This window comes from Actinoplanes palleronii, from assembly GCF_016862315.1.
Lineage (GTDB): Bacteria > Actinomycetota > Actinomycetes > Mycobacteriales > Micromonosporaceae > Actinoplanes > Actinoplanes palleronii.
Genome location: NZ_BOMS01000058.1, coordinates 55,570 through 71,628, shown reverse-complemented (window position 1 = coordinate 71,628; position 16,059 = coordinate 55,570). Strand labels below are relative to the sequence as shown.

Here is a 16,059-nt window from a genome sequence, read left to right as displayed (position 1 = left end):
GGCCATGCCGCAGGGCCCGGCCATGCCGCAGGGCCCGGCCATGCCGCAGGGCCCGGCCATGCCGCAGGGCCCGGCCATGCCGCAGGGCCCGGCTTCGCCGCGCGCCGGTCAGCCGGTCGCGCGGCCGGCCGGACTCGTCCCGGGTCAGCCGGGTGTGCCGCCCACTGGGGCGGGGCGGCCTTCCAGTTTGGAGGCGTTCGACCGGGGACGCCCGATGGCGCCGCCGGTCGGGCCGAACCGGCCTTCCGATCGGGGCGCAGCGCAGCAGGGTCAGCCGGTCGCGCCGCAGGCCGGACCGGGCGCAGCGCAGCAGGGCCAGCCGATCGCGCCGCCGGCCGGACCGGTGGCTCCTGGCTCGGGTCAGCGAGCCGGTGGGCCGAACGCCGCCCAGCCGGGTATGCCGTCCGCTCAGGGTGGGCAGCCGGAGCCGGCCACACCGCGGTGGGCGCCGGGTCAGCCCGTCGCGCCGGCACCGGTGTCAGGGGACGTTCCGAACGCGCGGCCGGTCTCTCCGGCCGCTCAGTGGGCACCCCTTCAGCAGGGTCCTGGTCAGGCGGGCGTTCCGGTTCACGGTGGGGCGGGGCTCGAGGTTCGGCCAGTCTCCCCCGCTGCTCAGCAGCGGCCGGAGCAGGCGGTTTCCGCGCACCGGCACGAGTCCGGGGTGCCGCAGGTCTCGCCCACACCGCAGTGGGCACAGGACCGGCCCGGCGCAGCACCGCAGATGCCGACCGGCGCAGCACCGCAGATGCCGACCGGGCCGCAGGCTGCCGCCGAAGCCCGGCCGGTCTCCCCGTCAGGGCAGTGGGCGCCGCAGCAGCCGGCGCGGCCCGAGCAGCCGGTGCGGCCGGAGACGGCCGCGGGTCCGTGGGCCGCGGGCCGGCCCGGGCACGGGCAGGCGCCCGGTGCCGCACGTCCGGTGTCGTCGCCGGCGCAGTACGCACCGGGGCAGCACGGCGAGTTCGACGGCGGGGCCATGCCGCGGAACATGCCGGTTCCGCCCGTCGCGCGTCCCGGAACGCAGCAACCGGCGGTGGACAGCGCTCGGCCGGTCGGCGCGGGGCAGGCTCCGGGAGGCACCCCGGCCGGTCCGCAGGCGCAGCCCGGTCACGCACCGCACGCCGCGCAGCACGCCCACGCACCGCAGGCCGAATACCAGGCCCAGGCCGGGCACGGAACCCAGGCCGGGCACGGAACCCAGGCCGGGCACCAGGCCCAGGCCGGGCACCAGGCCCAGGGCGGGCACGGAGCTCAGGCCGGATACCCGGCGCAAGCGGGGGCCCCGGCGCAGGACGGGTTCCCGGCTGAGCGGCCGCTGGGTGACGGTGGCTGGGCGCCGCGGGTCGGGCAGCACGCGGCGGGGCACGCCGGTGGGGCCGGATCTGCGGTGGCCGGTGAACGGCCGGGTGGCGATCGCGGCCAGGTGCCGCAGGCCGGGTTCCCGGAGGGTGACCTGCCGACCGGCGAGTTGCCACAGGTGACGGACCCGGATGATGACGGGTGGGGGCCTCGGGCCGGACATCGGCCGGTTTCGCCCGCGCCCGGGCAGGCGTGGTTGCCGGCTCCTCGGCCGGGCGCGGCCACCCCGCCGGACGCTCATGCTCCTGCGGCCGGTGGCGGCCGGTCGCAGGACGGTATCGCGTCCGCGCCGGTCAGTGGCGTCGGCGCGGGCAGCATCGCGATTCCCGCGCAGCGGCCCACCGTGGAAGGTGCCACGCAGCGGCCGGCGACCGGCGGGTTCGCCCCGCAGGCGCCGGGCAGCGGCCACGCACCGCACGCACCGGCCGGCGGACCGGCACCGCAGTCCCCCGCCGGAGGAGTCGCGCCCCAGTCCCCGGCCAACGGACTCGCACCGCAGTCCCCGGCCAGTGGGATCGCGCCGCAATCGCCGGGCCACGGGATCGCGCCGCAGTCCCCGGCCAGTGGGACCGCGCCGCAATCGCCGGGCCACAGGACCGCGCCGCAGTCGCCCGCCGGTGGGAGCACGCAGCAGACACCGGCAGGCGGGGTCGCGCCGCAGTCGCCGGGTGGTGGCTCCACGGGTGACGGGGAGCCGGCGCCTTACATGGATCCGGACGGGACCTGGCACAACCTGAAGCCGATCGCTCGACTCGCGGTGTCCGGGCCGGACACCGAGCCGCGGCGGTACACGGACAAGGCGTTCGGCAGCGGCTGGTTCGTCAACAAGGCCGCCGCCGAGAGCGGGCCGGCCAAGGTGGACACCGACGCGGGCACGGTGGCGGCCGAGGGCGACGCGGGCGACACAGCCGGGCTGAGCGAGGCTGTTGGCACCGGCGAGACCGGCGGTCCGGGCGAGGCAGCGGGGCCGGGCAAGGCCACCGGGCCGGACCAGGCCGGCGCGGCCGGGTCGGGGACGGACAGCGTCGGTGCCGAGGGCACGGATGGTGGGACGTCCGCGGACGGCGGAGCGGCGAGCGGCACGGAGTCGGGGCCGGACGCGGCGGGGGCCGGATCCGGCGGCTATGGGCGTACCGAAGAAAAGGAAGCGGCGCGGGAGCGGACCGCGGACCTCGCGCCCAGCGCACATGATCTCGGGGGGCATCTGCCGCTGTCGGCGGCCGAGCTGGACGCGATCCGGTGGCGGCTGGACGGTGGCACCCTCCGTGAGGTCGTCGACGACCGGGAGGCGCTGCGTGAGCTGGGCGAACGCCTGGACGGGCCGCTCGCCGACGAGGCCGACAACGTCGTCAAGGCGGGGTTGCTGAGCGTCCGCGCCGAGGTCTATCGCCTGCTCGGTGAGCTGGGCATGGCGGCCGCGGCGAGCCGGCTGGCGCTGGCGCACGCCGAGTCCGCGCAGGACGAGCAGTCGATGGTGATCGCGCAGGCCGAGCTGGCGCACGTGTTGCGGCTGCGCGGGGACTGGATGGAGGCCGACCGGCTGTTCCAGCGGGCGGTCGACTCGGACGTGTCCGCGGCGGTGCGCAGCGTGGTGCACGAGAACGCCGGGCGCAGCTCGTTCGACCAGGGACGGCTGATGGAAGCCCTCGACCACTTCGCCCGGGCGATCCGGCTCGGCGCCTCGGACGACAGTGATCTGGTGGAACGGATCGGGGTCTGCCTCGAGGCGGTCTACATCCACGTGCTGCGCGACGGGTGGGGCCCCTACCCGCGGCGGCCCGAGGAGATCCTGGCGCCGCTCGGCGGGCGGAGCGCGGAGGAGCCGAAGGAGAAGGTCAAGGCGGCGAAACCGCAGCCGGCCGAACCGGACGCGTTCGACGAGCCGACCGACGAGCAGCCGATCGTCAGGAAGCGGTAGGCACCGGCACCTGCTCAACCGTCTGCGGCGGCGGGGTGCCGGCGACCGCGGTCCGGCCCCGGCCACCGTCCTTGGCCTGGTAGAGGGCCGCGTCGGCGACCCGCTGCAACTCCTCGGCGCAGGTCGCGTGGTGCGGGGTGGTGCCGATCCCGATGCTGAGCTTCGGCGGGCCGCCGGGCAGGCCCTCGGTCGCGGCGAGCGCGGACCGGGCCCGCTCGGCGTACCGGAAAGCGTCTTTCGGCCCGGACCGCAGCAGCACCGCGAACTCGTCGCCGCCCAGCCTGGCCACCAGATGATCGGTGCCGGCCGCGGCGGACCGCAGCGCGTCGGCGACCGCGCGCAACGCCCGGTCGCCGGCGGCGTGACCCCAGGTGTCGTTGATCTGTTTGAAGTGGTCCACGTCGACCACCACGAGGCTGGCCGGGTCGTCGCCGTTCGCCGCCGAGCGGACCGCCGGCTGCAGCGCCTGGTCGAAGGCCCGCCGGTTGGCGACGCCGGTCAGCGCGTCCGAGGTGGCCTGCTCCTGCAGGACGGTGCGGAGCTTGTCGTTGCGGTGGTTGAGGTTGAGCACCACCCAGGCGGTCATCGCCATCGCGACGGTCATCGCGGCCCAGTCGTTCACTGCCCGGGTGACGTCCAGGTATTTGAACGTGACCAGGGCGTTCCCGGCGGAGATGGCCAGCACCGTGACGATGGTGTTGCGGCGGCTGAGGAACGACGCGGCGTAGAGCAGCGGCCACAGGTAGAACAGCTGCGCGCCGGTGGTGGCGTCCTCGGTGGCCAGGTTCAGGCCGGTCACCACGGCGGCGGCCAGGAAGGAGACCGCCGACCAGAACTGGCGCGGCAGGGCTTTCGGGCGCCACCAGCAGATGACCCCCATGATCACCAGGCCGAGTGAGGTGACGCCGAGCGCGATCAGCTCGGCGAGCGGCTGGCCGAGCTTCATCAGGACACCGGTGACCAGGTTGTAGGGGCCCCCGACCAGCATCAGATAGGCGACGGCCCGGGTTGCCCCGTGCATGTCGCGAACCCGTTGCCGCACCGTCGTCTCCCTCGTGTCCGCATCAACATTCGGCGCGGCGGGACGGGACCTGAGCGTTCAGATCGGGGCTGCCGCCGGCTGTGCGGCGGAACGATCGGACGAGCGGCGGCCCAGCGTGACGCCGACGCTGGCGCCGGTGACCAGCAGCAGCGCGGCCACCTCGACCGGGCCGAGCCGCTGGCCGAGCACGAGCAGGCCGGCCAGCGCGGCGGCGGCCGGTTCCAGGCTCATCAGGATGCCGAAGACCCGGGTCGGGATGCGGCGCAGGGCGGTGAGTTCCAGACCGTACGAGATGACCGAGGAGAGCAGCGCGACCGCGGTGGCGCCGAGCAGCAGGTGCGGGTGGTCGAGCACGGCACCCGCCCCGGACAGGCCGAACGGCGCGACCAGCAGCGCGCCGACCGCGAGCGAGACGGCCAGCCCGCCGGTGCCCGGGATCAACGCGCCGACCCGGGCGCTGAACACGATGTACCCGGCCCAGCACAGCCCGGCGATCAACGCGAGGGCCAGACCCCCGAGGGGCGCCGCGCCGCCGGAGTGCAGGCCGAGCAGCGCCACGCCGGCGCCGGCCAGCAGCGCCCAGCCCAGGTCGGCCAGCCGCCGGGTCTGCACCAGGGCGAGCAGCAGCGGGCCGACGAACTCGACGGTGACCGCGGTGCCCAGCGGGACGGTCCGGATGGCCAGGTAGAACACCAGGTTCATCCCGGCCATGAACAGGCCGAGCAGCGCGGCGGCGCGCCAGGCCGCGAACGACCAGTCCCGCACGCGGGGCCGGGTGAACGCTCCGATGATCAGGGCGGCGACGGCGAGCCGCAGGAACGTGACCCCGGCCGCGCCGAGGTCGTCGAAGAGGGTCCGGGCGATCGCGCTGCCGAACTGGACCGAGGCGATCGCGGCCAGGACGAGGATCGGTGCCGGAACCCGCTTCACCTGTGTCTCACTCCGTTCGCAGGGCCACCACCGGGTCGAGTTTCCCGGCCCGCTGGGCGGGGACCACACCGAAGATGATGCCGACCGCCGCGGACACCCCGAACGCCAGGGCCATCGACCACCAGGTGAGCGCGGCCGGGACCGGGCTGAGCCCGTCGACGATCAGGGCCGTCGCCGCGCCGAGCAGCATGCCGAGCACTCCCCCGGTGGTGGTCAGCAGCACCGCCTCGAGCAGGAACTGGGTCCCGATGTCGCGGGGCCGGGCGCCGACCGCCTTGCGCAGGCCGATCTCCTTGGTGCGTTCCCGGACCGAGACCAGCATGATGTTGGAGACGCCGACGCCGCCGACGAGCAGGCTGATCCCGGCGATCGCGGCCAGCACCCCGGTCAGCACACCGAGGATGTCGCCGAGCACGCCGAGGATCTGTTCCTGGGTGACCGCGCTGAAGTCGGTGTCCGGGTGCCGGTCGGTCAGGGTGGCGACCACGTCGGCGCCGAGCTGGTCGATCCGGTCACGGTCCGGTGCGCGGATGGCGAGGCCGTCGATCCGGTCGGTGCCGAGCAGCCGTTGCGCGGCGGTCACCGGCACGTGCACCTCGCCGTCGCGGTCCACGCCGAGGCTCTGCCCGAGCTGCTCGAAGACGCCGATCACCCGGAACCGCACCCCGCCGATGGTCATCTGCCGGCCGATCGGGTCCCGGTCGCCGAAGAGCGTGCGGGCGACGCCGGCGCCGAGCACCGCCACCCGGCGGCCGGTGCTGACGTCGGCCCGGGTCAGGTAGGCGCCGCGGGCTAGTGTGCGGACGAAGACCGACGGGGTGGTCTCCAGGACGCCCTGCATGCTGGCGAACGCGGACCGCGATCCGGCCCGGACGGTCTCGCCGGACGCGATCGTCACGGCCACCCGGGAGCGGTCGCCGACCACCCGGCTGACCGCGTCGGCGTCCTCGAGGGTCATCGGTGAGCTGGTCGGCGCGGCGCCGGCGGTGAGTTTTCCGGGTACGACGATCAGCAGGTTCGAGCCGAGCCCCTCCACCTGGCGTTCGATCAGCTGTTTGGTGCCGGTCCCGATGGCGACCAGCGCGACCACGGCGGCCACCCCGATCACCACGCCGAGCATGGTGAGCAGGCTGCGCAGCCGGTTCGCCCGCAGCGCGTCGAGCGCGACCCGCCAGGCCTCCGCGACTCTCACGGAACTATCAACCCGTCCTTCATCAGGATCTGCCGGTCCGCCCGCGCGGCCACCTCCCGGTCGTGGGTGACCAGCACGACCGCGACCCCCTCGGCGTTCAGCGACTCCAGCAGCGTGAGGATGGACTGCCCGGTGGCCGAGTCCAGGTTGCCGGTCGGCTCGTCGGCCAGCAGCAGCGACGGGCCGGTGACCAGGGCGCGGGCGATCGCCACCCGCTGCTGCTCGCCGCCGGAGAGCTGGTTGGGCCGGTGGGCGATCCGGTGGGCGAGCCCGACCCGTTCCAGCATGGTGGCGGCCCGGGCCCGGCGCTCCCGGCGGCCGATGCCGCGGTAGACCAGCGGCAGGCCCACGTTGTCCTGTGCGGTGGTGCGGGCGAGCAGGTGGAACGACTGGAAGACGAAGCCGATCGTGCTGTTGCGCAGGTCGGCGAGCTCGTTCGGGGTGAGCGCGCCGACGTCCCGGCCGCCGATCAGCAGGGTGCCGCTGGTCGGCCGGTCCAGCCCGCCGAGCAGGTGCATCAGCGTCGACTTGCCGGAGCCGGAGGTGCCGACGATGGCCAGGTAGTCGCCGGGCTCGACGGTCAGCGAGACGCCGCGCAGCGCCGGCACGGTGAAACCGTCGAGCTGGTAGGTGCGGGTGACCTCGGTGGCGACGACGGCCGGTGTCACGGGGCCTCGTCGCCGGACTTCACCCGGTCGGCGCCGGAGACGACGATCCGCTCGCCGGCGGTCACCCCGGACACCACCTGGACGGTGTCCTCGCCCTGCACGCCGAGGCGGACCGGGACGGGCTGGTAGTGCCCGTCCCGGACGGACCAGACGGTGTCCCGCCCGTCCGTGCTCACCACGGCGGAGGCGGGCACGGTCACGGCCTGCTGGACCTGGCGGACCTTCAGCCGGATCACCGCGCTCATCCCGGGCCGCGGGGCCGGTGCGGCGCCGCTCCCGTCGGAGTACGTGCCCTTGCCCAGGTCCAGGCGCACCCGGTAGGAGACGCCGCCACGGGCCGAGGTGGTGGGCAGCAGGTCGACCGAGCGGACCGTCGCGGTGTACGTGGCGCCGGTCGCCGCGTCCAGCTCCACGTCCGCGGCCACCCCGGCCCGCACCAGCAGCACGTCGGTCTCGTCGACCGAGGCGGCCAGGCCGAGCCGGCTCATGTCGACGACGGTCAGCATCGGGGTCCCGGCGGTCACGTAGGAGCCCTCGGCGACCGCCGAGTCCACCCCGTCGGAGCTCGTCGCGGTGACCCCGGTGCCGGTGCCGGCGCCACCACCTGCCAGCAGCGAGGACAGGTCGGTGGCCGGGGCCTGGGCCGGGCCGCCCAGCTGCACCACCCCGGAGACCGGGGCGCGCAGGGTCAGGGCGTCGACGGCGGCGTCGGCCAGGTCGTACGCCTGCTGGGCCTGAAGCCGTTGCGCCGCGGACAGTGAGCCGACCGCCTCCCCGAGCGAGGAGACGCCGCGTTGCACCGCACGCAGCGCGGCCCCGGCCGCCTCCGACGACGCCGCGTACTGATCGCGCGCCGACGCGACCTGCTGCAGCAACGCGGCGCGCAGAGTCGGATCGGTGATCTTGTCGGCGGCCGCGCGGGCCTCCTCGAACGCCTTCTCGGCCTGCTTGTCGGTGCGCAGCCGGACCTGGGTGAACCCGGCGGTGCCGGCGGACGGCGCGGACCCGGACGGCGACTGCTCCAGGGCCCGTTTGGCGGCGGCGCGGCGGCGCTCCAGCTCGGGTGAGCGGATCACGGCCAGGATGGCGCCCTTCTTCACCCGGTCGCCGGGCTGGGCGAGCAGGTCGGTGACGGTGCCGGCGGCGGGCGCGGTCAGGGTGGCGGCGGTCCGGGCGGTGACCGACCCGGGCGCCTCGACGATCTCGTCCACGGTGCCGACGGCGGCGCTGCCCACGCGGACACCCGTGTCGTCGTCACCGCAGGAGGCGGCGGTCAGCAGGAGCAGTACCACGGATCCTGCGGCGAGCATCGCGGTTCTGGACACAGAGGCCACTCTATGTCGGGAAACGCGAACGGGCCGCCCCGAGAGGGACGGCCCGTTGCTGGCGGAAAACGATCAGGTACCCGGGCGACGCCCGACGACCTTCACCGTCATGCCGATCTTGCCGATGCTGTAGTACTTCTTGGCATCCTGCTCGAGCAGGTTCACGCAACCGTGCGAACCACGCCACTTGTCGTGGATGTACGTGGTGGTCTGGTGGAACCCGCGCCCGCCGATGAACCGCTGCCAGTACGGCAGCCACACCTCGTACGGATCGGACCATTCCTTCTTCGTCCGCTTGTTGATGGTGAAGGTCCCGGCCGGCGTCTCGTAGTTGTTCATGCCGGTGCGGGTGACGGTCGGCTTGAGGTACACCTTCCCGTTCTTCATCACCCAGGTCGTCTGATGGGTCAGATCGACGCAGAAGGTGATGCCCTTCTTCTTGGCCTTGCACGCCGCCGTCGACGTCATCCCGAGCCGCTTGGCGACATCCCAGGTGGTCGGGCCCGCGAGGCCCTTGGCCGGCGAGATGCCGAACCGCTTCTGGAACTTCACGATCGCGGCACAGTCGGTGGCGGACTGCTTGCCGTCGACCGTGACGGCGCCGTAACCGCCGATCCTCTTCAGCCAGTACTCGACCTGCTTCTGGTACTTGCCGGTCGCGCAGGAGGCCGCCGCGGCCTTCGTGACCACCGTGGTGGCCACCGTGGCGGTGACCGGTGCGGTCCGCACGGCGGCGCCGGCACTGGCCGGCGACATCACGGCCGCACCGAATCCGCCGCCCACCACGGCGGCCAGGACCGCGGTGGCGAGACGTGCGGTAACACGTTTCACTGCCAAATCACATCCTCCCCAGGAGTGTTGTCCGCACATCGAAGCACAACCACCCCACCGAAACGATCACGGGAAGGGACGTGACATGAAACCGGGATGCCATCGGCATCCCGGCATGTCTGCTTGAGGCGAACTCCGCTCGCGGGGAGTGGTGAAACGGTTACTTCTTGGGTGTGGCGAAATCCTGCACCCAGTAGGGAGTCTTGTCGTGGCCGAGGGCCAGGCCGATGCCCATCTGGTCGAGCTTGCAGTCGAGGATGTTCTCCCGGTGACCGGGGCTGTCCATCCAGGCGACCATCGCCGCCCACGGGCTGTCCTGACCCTTGGCGATGTTCTCGCCGTAGAAGCGCCAGTGGTATCCGGAGTTCTCCACCCGGTCGCCGGCCTTCTGACCGTTCGGCGACGCGTGGTCGAAGTAGGCACGCTTGGCCATGTCGGCGGCGTGCCGGTTGGCCGCCTCGATCAGCCGCCGGTCCAGGGTGACCGCGCCACAGCCGGCCTTCACCCGCTGCTGGTTGACCAGCGCCAGGATCTGCTGCTGGACCGGGGAGAGCGGGCTGGCCGAGACGCTCTCCGCGGTGACCGCGGTGCGGGAGGCGGCGATCGGGTCGGCCGCGGCGCGAGCGAGGTCCTTGGTGATCACCGGCTGCTCGCTCTGCTCCCGCGCCGGTGCGCGGTGTTCGGCGGGGCTCTCCGCCGGTGGGTCCGGTTCGTGGGACGGGCTCGCCTTCGGGGATCTGACCGGCGGCGCGACGGGTGGCGTGGACTCGCCGAACACATCCGGCGCATCGGGCGCTTCCCCGGCGTACCCCTCAGGATCTTGATCTTCCGTGGGCACCGGCGGCGTCCCGGAAGTCGCAAAGCCTGACAAATCGCCCGGTGGCTCCTGCGCCATGGCGCCTGTGGTGACGACCCCGCCCGCGATCAAGGCGGTGACAGCCACGCCGAGCACAACCAGAGGCTTACGCATATCGTCGTCGATCCCCACCTCGGTGCGCCCCGGCCGCTCCGGAGCGCTCACAGAGTTGACCAACGTCACAGACGCGGGGCGGTCACTTCGCCGCCGGACCCGCGGTGGGTCACCGCTGTTTCGACAACCATTGATGTGTACGACCTGAGCAGGGCGAAGAAAGATCACCCGAATGCACACGCGTCGCACAATCGCACTCGATTCCGACAGAGTTCCCGCTAACGGGGTAATCCGGTACGACCTTTCTGCCGACCGAGCGGCTGGCGCGGAACGTGGGGTGGCGTGGCTACGGTTCCCCGGTGCGTAACCGATATCTGGATCTGCTTCGTGCCGCAGCAATCGTCCGGGTGATCGTCTACCACCTCTTCGGCTGGTCCTGGCTGTCGATCGTGATGCCCGCCATGGGTGTCATGTTCGCGCTGGCGGGATCGCTGACCGCGGCGTCCCTGGAGAGACGCCCGGCCGGTCAGGTCGTGACGTCCCGGCTGCGCCGGCTGCTCCCGCCGCTGTGGTTGCTCGGTGTCATCGCCGTACCGGTGATGATCTCCCTGGGCTGGGCGCAGGAGGAGGACGGCGAACACCCCTTCAAGCCGTGGAAACTCGCCTTCTGGATTCTGCCGCTGGGTGACCCGCCCGGCAGCGAGCTGGGCATCGACTCGTGGGAGCCGCTCTGGTACATCCGCGCGTACGTCTGGTTCATCCTGCTCTCGCCGGTGCTCTGGTTCGTCTGGAAGAAGCTCGGACCGGCCTGCTGGCTGCTGGTGTTCGCGCCGATCGTGGCGATCGTGGCGCTGGACAAGACCGGCTTCGGGCTGCCGGAGACCGCCGACGTGGTGATGTGGGACTTCGTCACCTACGCCGCGTGCTGGATCATGGGCTTCGCGCATCGGGACGGGCGGCTGCGCAAGCTGAGCCCGGCCACCGTGGTGATGCTGGTCTTCGTGCTCGGCGGCGCCGCGCTGTACTACCAGAACGGCCACCAGGGTGAGGACGCCTGGGACCTGAACGACGTCTCGGAGAGCCAGTCGCTCTACTCCCTGGCGTTCGTGCTGCTGGCCCTGCGCTGGCAGCCGAACATGGACTGGCTCGCCAAGGTCCGGCCGCTGGACCGGGCGGTCACGCTGCTCAACACCCGGGCGGTCACCGTCTACCTGTGGCACAACCTGGCCATCGCGGCGATCTGGCCGGTGCTCACGTTCATCACCTTCGACGAGCTGGGGCACTTCGAGAAGCCGGTCACGCTGGGCATGACGTTCGCGCTGACCGCGGTGGCGGTGCTGGCCTTCGGCTGGGTGGAGGACGTGGCCGCGCAGCGCAAGCCGCGGCTGTGGCCGGACATCGACACCCCGCCACCGGTGCGGGCGGCCGCCCCCTCCCCGGCCTCTCCGTCGCCGGAGTCACCCGCTGCCGCGCTCGTGCCGGCGGCGGCCGGGCCGATGCCGTCGCCCGGGCCGACACCGGCCGGATGGCCCGAGACGGATCCGGACGGCACGCCGCACGCCGGCTGGGCCGAGGTGGGACGGGACGAGCAGCCGTACGCCGGCCGGCCGCCGACCGGAGCGGCGGCCGCGACCCTTGACGAGTCGAAGCCGGCCACGCCGCTGACCGGCCGGCAGAAGACCCGGCAGGAGCGCAAGCGTGACGAGAACAACCTGATCCCCACGTGGTGGGCGCCGAAGGAGTGATCCGGGCCGGCTCCGGGAGGTGCGGCGGGTGGGCCGCGCTCCCGGGGCCGGCCTCGGCCCGGGTTCCGCGGCGGGCCGGGGGCCGCTCGTGGCCTGGACCGGGGGCCACTGCTGGCCTGGACCCCGGGGCCGCTCGCGGCCTGGACCGGGGGCCCCCGGGGGCCCCTGCCGGCTTGGGACGGGGCCGCTCGCGGGCTCGCGGCAATGCGAGCGAAGCTCGTAAATCGCACCAAATCCTCGCTAGCCTGGGGCCGTGGGGCAGCTAGGTGAGACGCTGGCTCCGGCGCTGGACGCCGGATTGGTCGCCCTGGTCTTCCAGGCCGGCCCGTTTTTCTGCGCGTTGCCGCTCGACGAGGTGATCGAGACGATGCGGCCACTGCCGACCCGGCCGCTGGCCGGCACCCCGCCGTACGTCAGAGGTCTGACGATCCTGCGCGGCGAGCCGTCCCCGGTGATCGACGTGACCCGGCTGCTGACCGGCGTGACGTCCGAAATCGATCGGTACGTGGCGGTCCGCGCCGGACGCGGGCCGGTGGCCTGCGCGACCGGGCCGGTGCTCGGCGTGCGGACCGTCCGGGCCAGCCCGCCGGAGGGACCGAGCACCCTGTTCACCGGCGCGTCCCGCTCCCTGGTCGCGGCGGTCGGCACCCTCGGCACCGAGCCGCTGCTCGTGCTGCGCAGCATCCGCACCGTCCCGGACGAGGTCTGGGAAGCCGCCGCCCGCGAGCACACCACCGGAGTCCCGGCGTGACGAACACCGACGCGCCCCTGATCCGCTTCCGGGGCATCCTCGAGCGACGGCTCGGCTGGACCACCGCCGACACCGAGGCGGTGCCGATCCTGCCGGTCCTGGCCGCACGGGCCGCCGCCCACCGCCTGTCCGAGACTGCCTATCTGGATCGGCTGGTCGCGCAGCTCTGGCCGGAGGAGACCGCGCTGCTCGCCGAGCGGCTCAGCATCACCGAGACCTACTTCTTCCGGCACGGCGACCAGTTCCGCGCGCTCGCCGAACGGGTGCTGCCGGAACGGCTCCGGGCCCGGGCCGGGCAGCGGGTGCTGCGCCTGCTGTCGGTGGGGTGCTCGTCCGGCGAGGAACCGTACTCGCTGGCGATCTCGGCACTCGGCGCGCGGCCCGGCCGGGACTGGATCGTGTCGGTGGTCGGCGCCGACGCGAACCCGGAGATGCTGCGGCGGGCCGGGCGGGCGGTGTACTCGGAGTGGGCGCTGCGGGAGACCCCGCGCGACGTCCGGGGCCGGTGGTTCCAGCAGACCGAGGGCGGGTTCGCGGTCGACCCCGAGGTCGTCCGGTCGGTGCAGTTCGTCGAGCACAACGTCGCCGAACCGGCCGAGCCCCGGATCTGGCAGACCGGCCGGTACGACGTGATCTTCTGCCGCAACCTGCTGATGTACCTGACCACGGCCACCGTGACCGGGCTGATCGGGCGGATCACCGACTCGCTCGCGCCCGGCGGCGCGCTCTTCCTCGGGCACACCGACTCGCTCGGCAGCGATCCGCGCGGCTTCACCGTGGAGCACTTCGGCGACACGGCGTTCTACCTGCGTGACTCGCCCCGGGCCGCCGAACCCACCCGCCCCCGAGCTCACGTGGAAGCCCGGCCCACCGCCGCGCCGGTCGAGATCGACGCGTACGCCAAGGCCCTGGAGCTGCTCCGGGACGAGCGGTTCGTCGAGGCGTTCGACGTGATCACCACGGTGCTGCCCCGGCGGCGGCCGCGCGAGCTGCTGCTGCACGGGGTGCTGCTGGCACAGCGCGGGCGGCTCGCCGAGGCCCGGGACGCCGCGCGGCACCTGATCGACTCGGGCGGCACCCATCCGGACGCGCACCAGCTGCTCGGCTTCTGCCACGAGGTGGACGAGCCGGATCAGGCGGCCGGGCAGTACCGGCTCGCGGCGTTCCTCGACCCGGGCTTCGCCATGCCCCGGCTGCGGCTCGGGCTGCTGGCCCGGCGGCGCAACGACGGGCCGACCGCGAGCGTCGACCTGTCCGCCGCACTGGAGCTGCTGCCCCGGGAGACCGAGGAGCGGATCACTCTGTTCGGCGGCGGGTTCGGACGGCTGACGCTGAGCTCGCTGTGCCGTACCGAGCTGGACGCGGCCACCACCCGAGGAGGGAACCGGCGGTGACCCAGCAGATCCACGGCCGGGTGGAGCGGCTGCGCGCCGACTTCGACCATTCGTTCGCGGTGCCGGCCCGCACCATCGACGACGAGGCGGTGGAGCTGCTGGCGGTGGGGGTGGGCGGGCGGCCGTACGCGTTGCGCCTCTCGCAGACCTCCGGTCTGCACCCGGACCGCCCGGTCGTGCCGCTGCCCAGCTCGGTGCCGGCGCTGCGCGGGCTGGCCGGTTTCGCCGGCGTGGTGATCCCGGTCTACGACCTGGCCGCCCTGCTCGGCCACCCGATCCCGGAGGAGCCGCGCTGGCTGGTACTGGCCGCCGGCGGCCCGCCCCTCGCACTCGCCTTCCAGCAGCTCGATCACCACGTCCGGGTGCCGGCCACCGCCGTCGTCGACGGCTCCGGGGCAGCCGCGGCCGCCCGGGGCTGCCTGCGCGGCATGGTCCAGCTGCCGGACGGCAACCGGCCGATCATCGACATGGCGGCCACCCGCGACCTGGTCCATCGGATGGCCGGGCATGAGCACTCGGAGGCTTCTTCGTGATGTCCGGACGCACATTCGGCCGCAAGCTGGCCGTCGGAGTCGGGATCACCGGCGTGCTGACCCTCTTCTCGGTCATGCTGGCCGCGGGCTGCCTGCTCTTCGTGACACAGGCCAAGGACAAGGTGATCAACGCGGCCACCAACGAGCTGGCCGGCGCGGAGAACCTCGGCCGGCTGATGGAGAAACGGCTCGGCGACTACCGGGCCTACCTGCTCTACAAGACCGACGAGTTCCTGAACGCCGCGGCGCAGGACCGCATCGACTTCCGGAGTCAGCTCGCCGCGCTGGCGAGCAGTGCCGACCCGACGGTCACGGCGCTGCTCAACCGGATCTCCGACGCCGAGGAGAAGCACGCCGCGGCGATCGACGTCGTGATCGCCCTGCGGGCCAAGTCGGACAGCCCGCTGGTCGCCTCCACGCTCAACACCAACACCGCGGTGCCGCTGCGCAAGGAGGTGCTGGCCGCCCTGGGCGAGATGATCACCCGGGTCCGGGCGGACGTCGCCGACGACCGCACCCGCTCGTCACGGCAGGCCACCATCGCGATCGTGGTGATCCTGACGCTGGGGGCGATCACCACAGCCTGCTCGATCGTGGTGGCCTGGCGGCTGAGCCGGGATCTGCGCCGCGAGGTGGGTGCCGCGGTCGGGCACATCCAGAGCTCCTCGGCGCAGCTGGAGGCGGCGGCCGCGCAACAGGCCAACGGCGGCCGGGACCAGGCCAGCGCGATGAACGAGATCACCACCACGATCAACGAACTGCTGATCACGTCCCGGCAGATCGCCGACAGCGCCCAGCGGGTCTCCAAGATCGCCGAGGACACCGAGACCGCGGCCCGCACCGGCGACCAGACCATCGCGCAGACCCGCGCCTCGATCACCGCGATCCGTACCCAGGTCGACCAGATCGTCCAGCACATGCTGGCGCTCGGCGAGAAGTCGCAGCAGATCGGCGGCGTCGTCGACCTGGTCTCGGAGCTGGCCGAGCAGACCAACATCCTGGCCATCAACGCCACCATCGAGGCGAGCGGGGCCGGCGAGTGGGGCCGCCGGTTCGCCGTGGTGGCCGAGGAGATCCGCAAGCTCGCCGACCGGACCGCGGCCTCGGCCAAGGAGATCCGGACGATGATCGAGGACGTCCGCGGCGCGGTGAACACCACGGTGATGGCCACCGAGATCGGCGCCAAGGCGGTCGACGCCGGCTCCCGGCAGTTCGACGACGCCACGAACGCGTTCCGGGACATCGCCCAGCTCGTGTCCACCACCAACGACGCCACCCGGGAGATCGAGCTCTCCACCAAGCAGCAGACCACCGCCGTCGAGCAGGTGAACGTGGCCGCGTCGGACACCGCCCGGGTGTCACGGGAGACCGAGTCCAGCGCGGTGCAGACCAAGCAGACCGCCGCGCACCTGAGCACGCTCTCCGGCGACCTGCTGGAACTGGTCGGGAACCGGGGCCACTGAG

Annotated in this window: 14 protein-coding genes; 6 read left to right on the top strand and 8 right to left on the bottom strand. The window is 73.2% G+C overall.

What is annotated here, in order from left to right:
• Nucleotides 1–793: 793 nt before the first annotated feature.
• A complete protein-coding gene (locus Apa02nite_RS22250; protein ID WP_203826709.1) occupies nt 794–1,519 on the bottom strand; it encodes a hypothetical protein in 726 nt (241 codons plus the stop codon).
• A gap of 543 nt (nt 1,520–2,062) precedes the next feature.
• Between Apa02nite_RS22250 and Apa02nite_RS22245 the strand changes: the two genes are divergently transcribed.
• Nucleotides 2,063–3,274 carry a tetratricopeptide repeat protein gene (locus Apa02nite_RS22245; RefSeq protein WP_203826708.1) on the top strand — a complete coding sequence of 404 codons (1,212 nt, stop codon included), beginning with the start codon at nt 2,063–2,065 and terminating at the stop codon, nt 3,272–3,274.
• On the opposite strand, the gene Apa02nite_RS22240 is transcribed toward Apa02nite_RS22245, so the two are convergent.
• The 7 genes from Apa02nite_RS22240 to Apa02nite_RS22210 all read right to left on the bottom strand — a co-directional run bounded on the left by Apa02nite_RS22240 (nt 3,261) and on the right by Apa02nite_RS22210 (nt 10,100).
• Nucleotides 3,261–4,316 carry a GGDEF domain-containing protein gene (locus Apa02nite_RS22240; protein WP_203826707.1) on the bottom strand — a complete coding sequence of 352 codons (1,056 nt, stop codon included), beginning with the start codon at nt 4,314–4,316 and terminating at the stop codon, nt 3,261–3,263. The two genes, Apa02nite_RS22245 and Apa02nite_RS22240, sit on opposite strands and share 14 nt — an antisense overlap.
• 57 nt (nt 4,317–4,373) lie before the next feature.
• Entirely contained in the window at nt 4,374–5,246 is an 873-nt protein-coding gene (locus Apa02nite_RS22235) for an EamA family transporter (protein WP_203826706.1), read from the bottom strand.
• A gap of 7 nt (nt 5,247–5,253) precedes the next feature.
• Nucleotides 5,254–6,438 carry an ABC transporter permease gene (locus Apa02nite_RS22230; protein WP_067688110.1) on the bottom strand — a complete coding sequence of 395 codons (1,185 nt, stop codon included), beginning with the start codon at nt 6,436–6,438 and terminating at the stop codon, nt 5,254–5,256.
• Entirely contained in the window at nt 6,435–7,106 is a 672-nt protein-coding gene (locus tag Apa02nite_RS22225; RefSeq protein ID WP_203826705.1) for an ABC transporter ATP-binding protein, read from the bottom strand. Before Apa02nite_RS22225 ends, Apa02nite_RS22230 begins: the two co-directional genes overlap by 4 nt.
• Entirely contained in the window at nt 7,103–8,416 is a 1,314-nt protein-coding gene (locus Apa02nite_RS22220) for an efflux RND transporter periplasmic adaptor subunit (RefSeq protein ID WP_203826712.1), read from the bottom strand. Before Apa02nite_RS22220 ends, Apa02nite_RS22225 begins: the two co-directional genes overlap by 4 nt.
• Before the next feature lie 87 nt (nt 8,417–8,503).
• Nucleotides 8,504–9,262: a L,D-transpeptidase family protein gene (locus Apa02nite_RS22215; RefSeq protein WP_373873021.1), complete on the bottom strand. Its 759-nt coding sequence runs from the start codon at nt 9,260–9,262 to the stop codon at nt 8,504–8,506.
• 160 nt (nt 9,263–9,422) lie between these two features.
• Entirely contained in the window at nt 9,423–10,100 is a 678-nt protein-coding gene (locus Apa02nite_RS22210) for a CAP domain-containing protein (protein ID WP_203826703.1), read from the bottom strand.
• Nucleotides 10,101–10,531: 431 nt separating this feature from the next.
• On the opposite strand from Apa02nite_RS22210, the gene Apa02nite_RS22205 reads away from it, so the two are divergent.
• The 5 genes from Apa02nite_RS22205 to Apa02nite_RS22185 all read left to right on the top strand — a co-directional run bounded on the left by Apa02nite_RS22205 (nt 10,532) and on the right by Apa02nite_RS22185 (nt 16,058).
• On the top strand, nt 10,532–11,917 hold the full coding sequence (locus Apa02nite_RS22205) for an acyltransferase family protein (protein WP_203826702.1): 1,386 nt from the start codon (nt 10,532–10,534) through the stop codon (nt 11,915–11,917).
• A 253-nt stretch (nt 11,918–12,170) separates the two neighbouring features.
• Nucleotides 12,171–12,668 (top strand): chemotaxis protein CheW, encoded by a 498-nt coding sequence (locus tag Apa02nite_RS22200; protein WP_203826701.1) that lies wholly within the window; start codon nt 12,171–12,173, stop codon nt 12,666–12,668.
• A complete protein-coding gene (locus Apa02nite_RS22195) occupies nt 12,665–14,062 on the top strand; it encodes a CheR family methyltransferase (RefSeq protein ID WP_203826700.1) in 1,398 nt (465 codons plus the stop codon). Before Apa02nite_RS22200 ends, Apa02nite_RS22195 begins: the two co-directional genes overlap by 4 nt.
• Nucleotides 14,059–14,595: a chemotaxis protein CheW gene (locus Apa02nite_RS22190; protein ID WP_203826699.1), complete on the top strand. Its 537-nt coding sequence runs from the start codon at nt 14,059–14,061 to the stop codon at nt 14,593–14,595. Before Apa02nite_RS22195 ends, Apa02nite_RS22190 begins: the two co-directional genes overlap by 4 nt.
• On the top strand, nt 14,595–16,058 hold the full coding sequence (locus Apa02nite_RS22185) for a methyl-accepting chemotaxis protein (protein ID WP_203826698.1): 1,464 nt from the start codon (nt 14,595–14,597) through the stop codon (nt 16,056–16,058). The genes Apa02nite_RS22190 and Apa02nite_RS22185 overlap by 1 nt, the downstream gene beginning before the upstream one ends.
• The last annotated feature ends 1 nt before the right edge of the window (nt 16,059 follow it).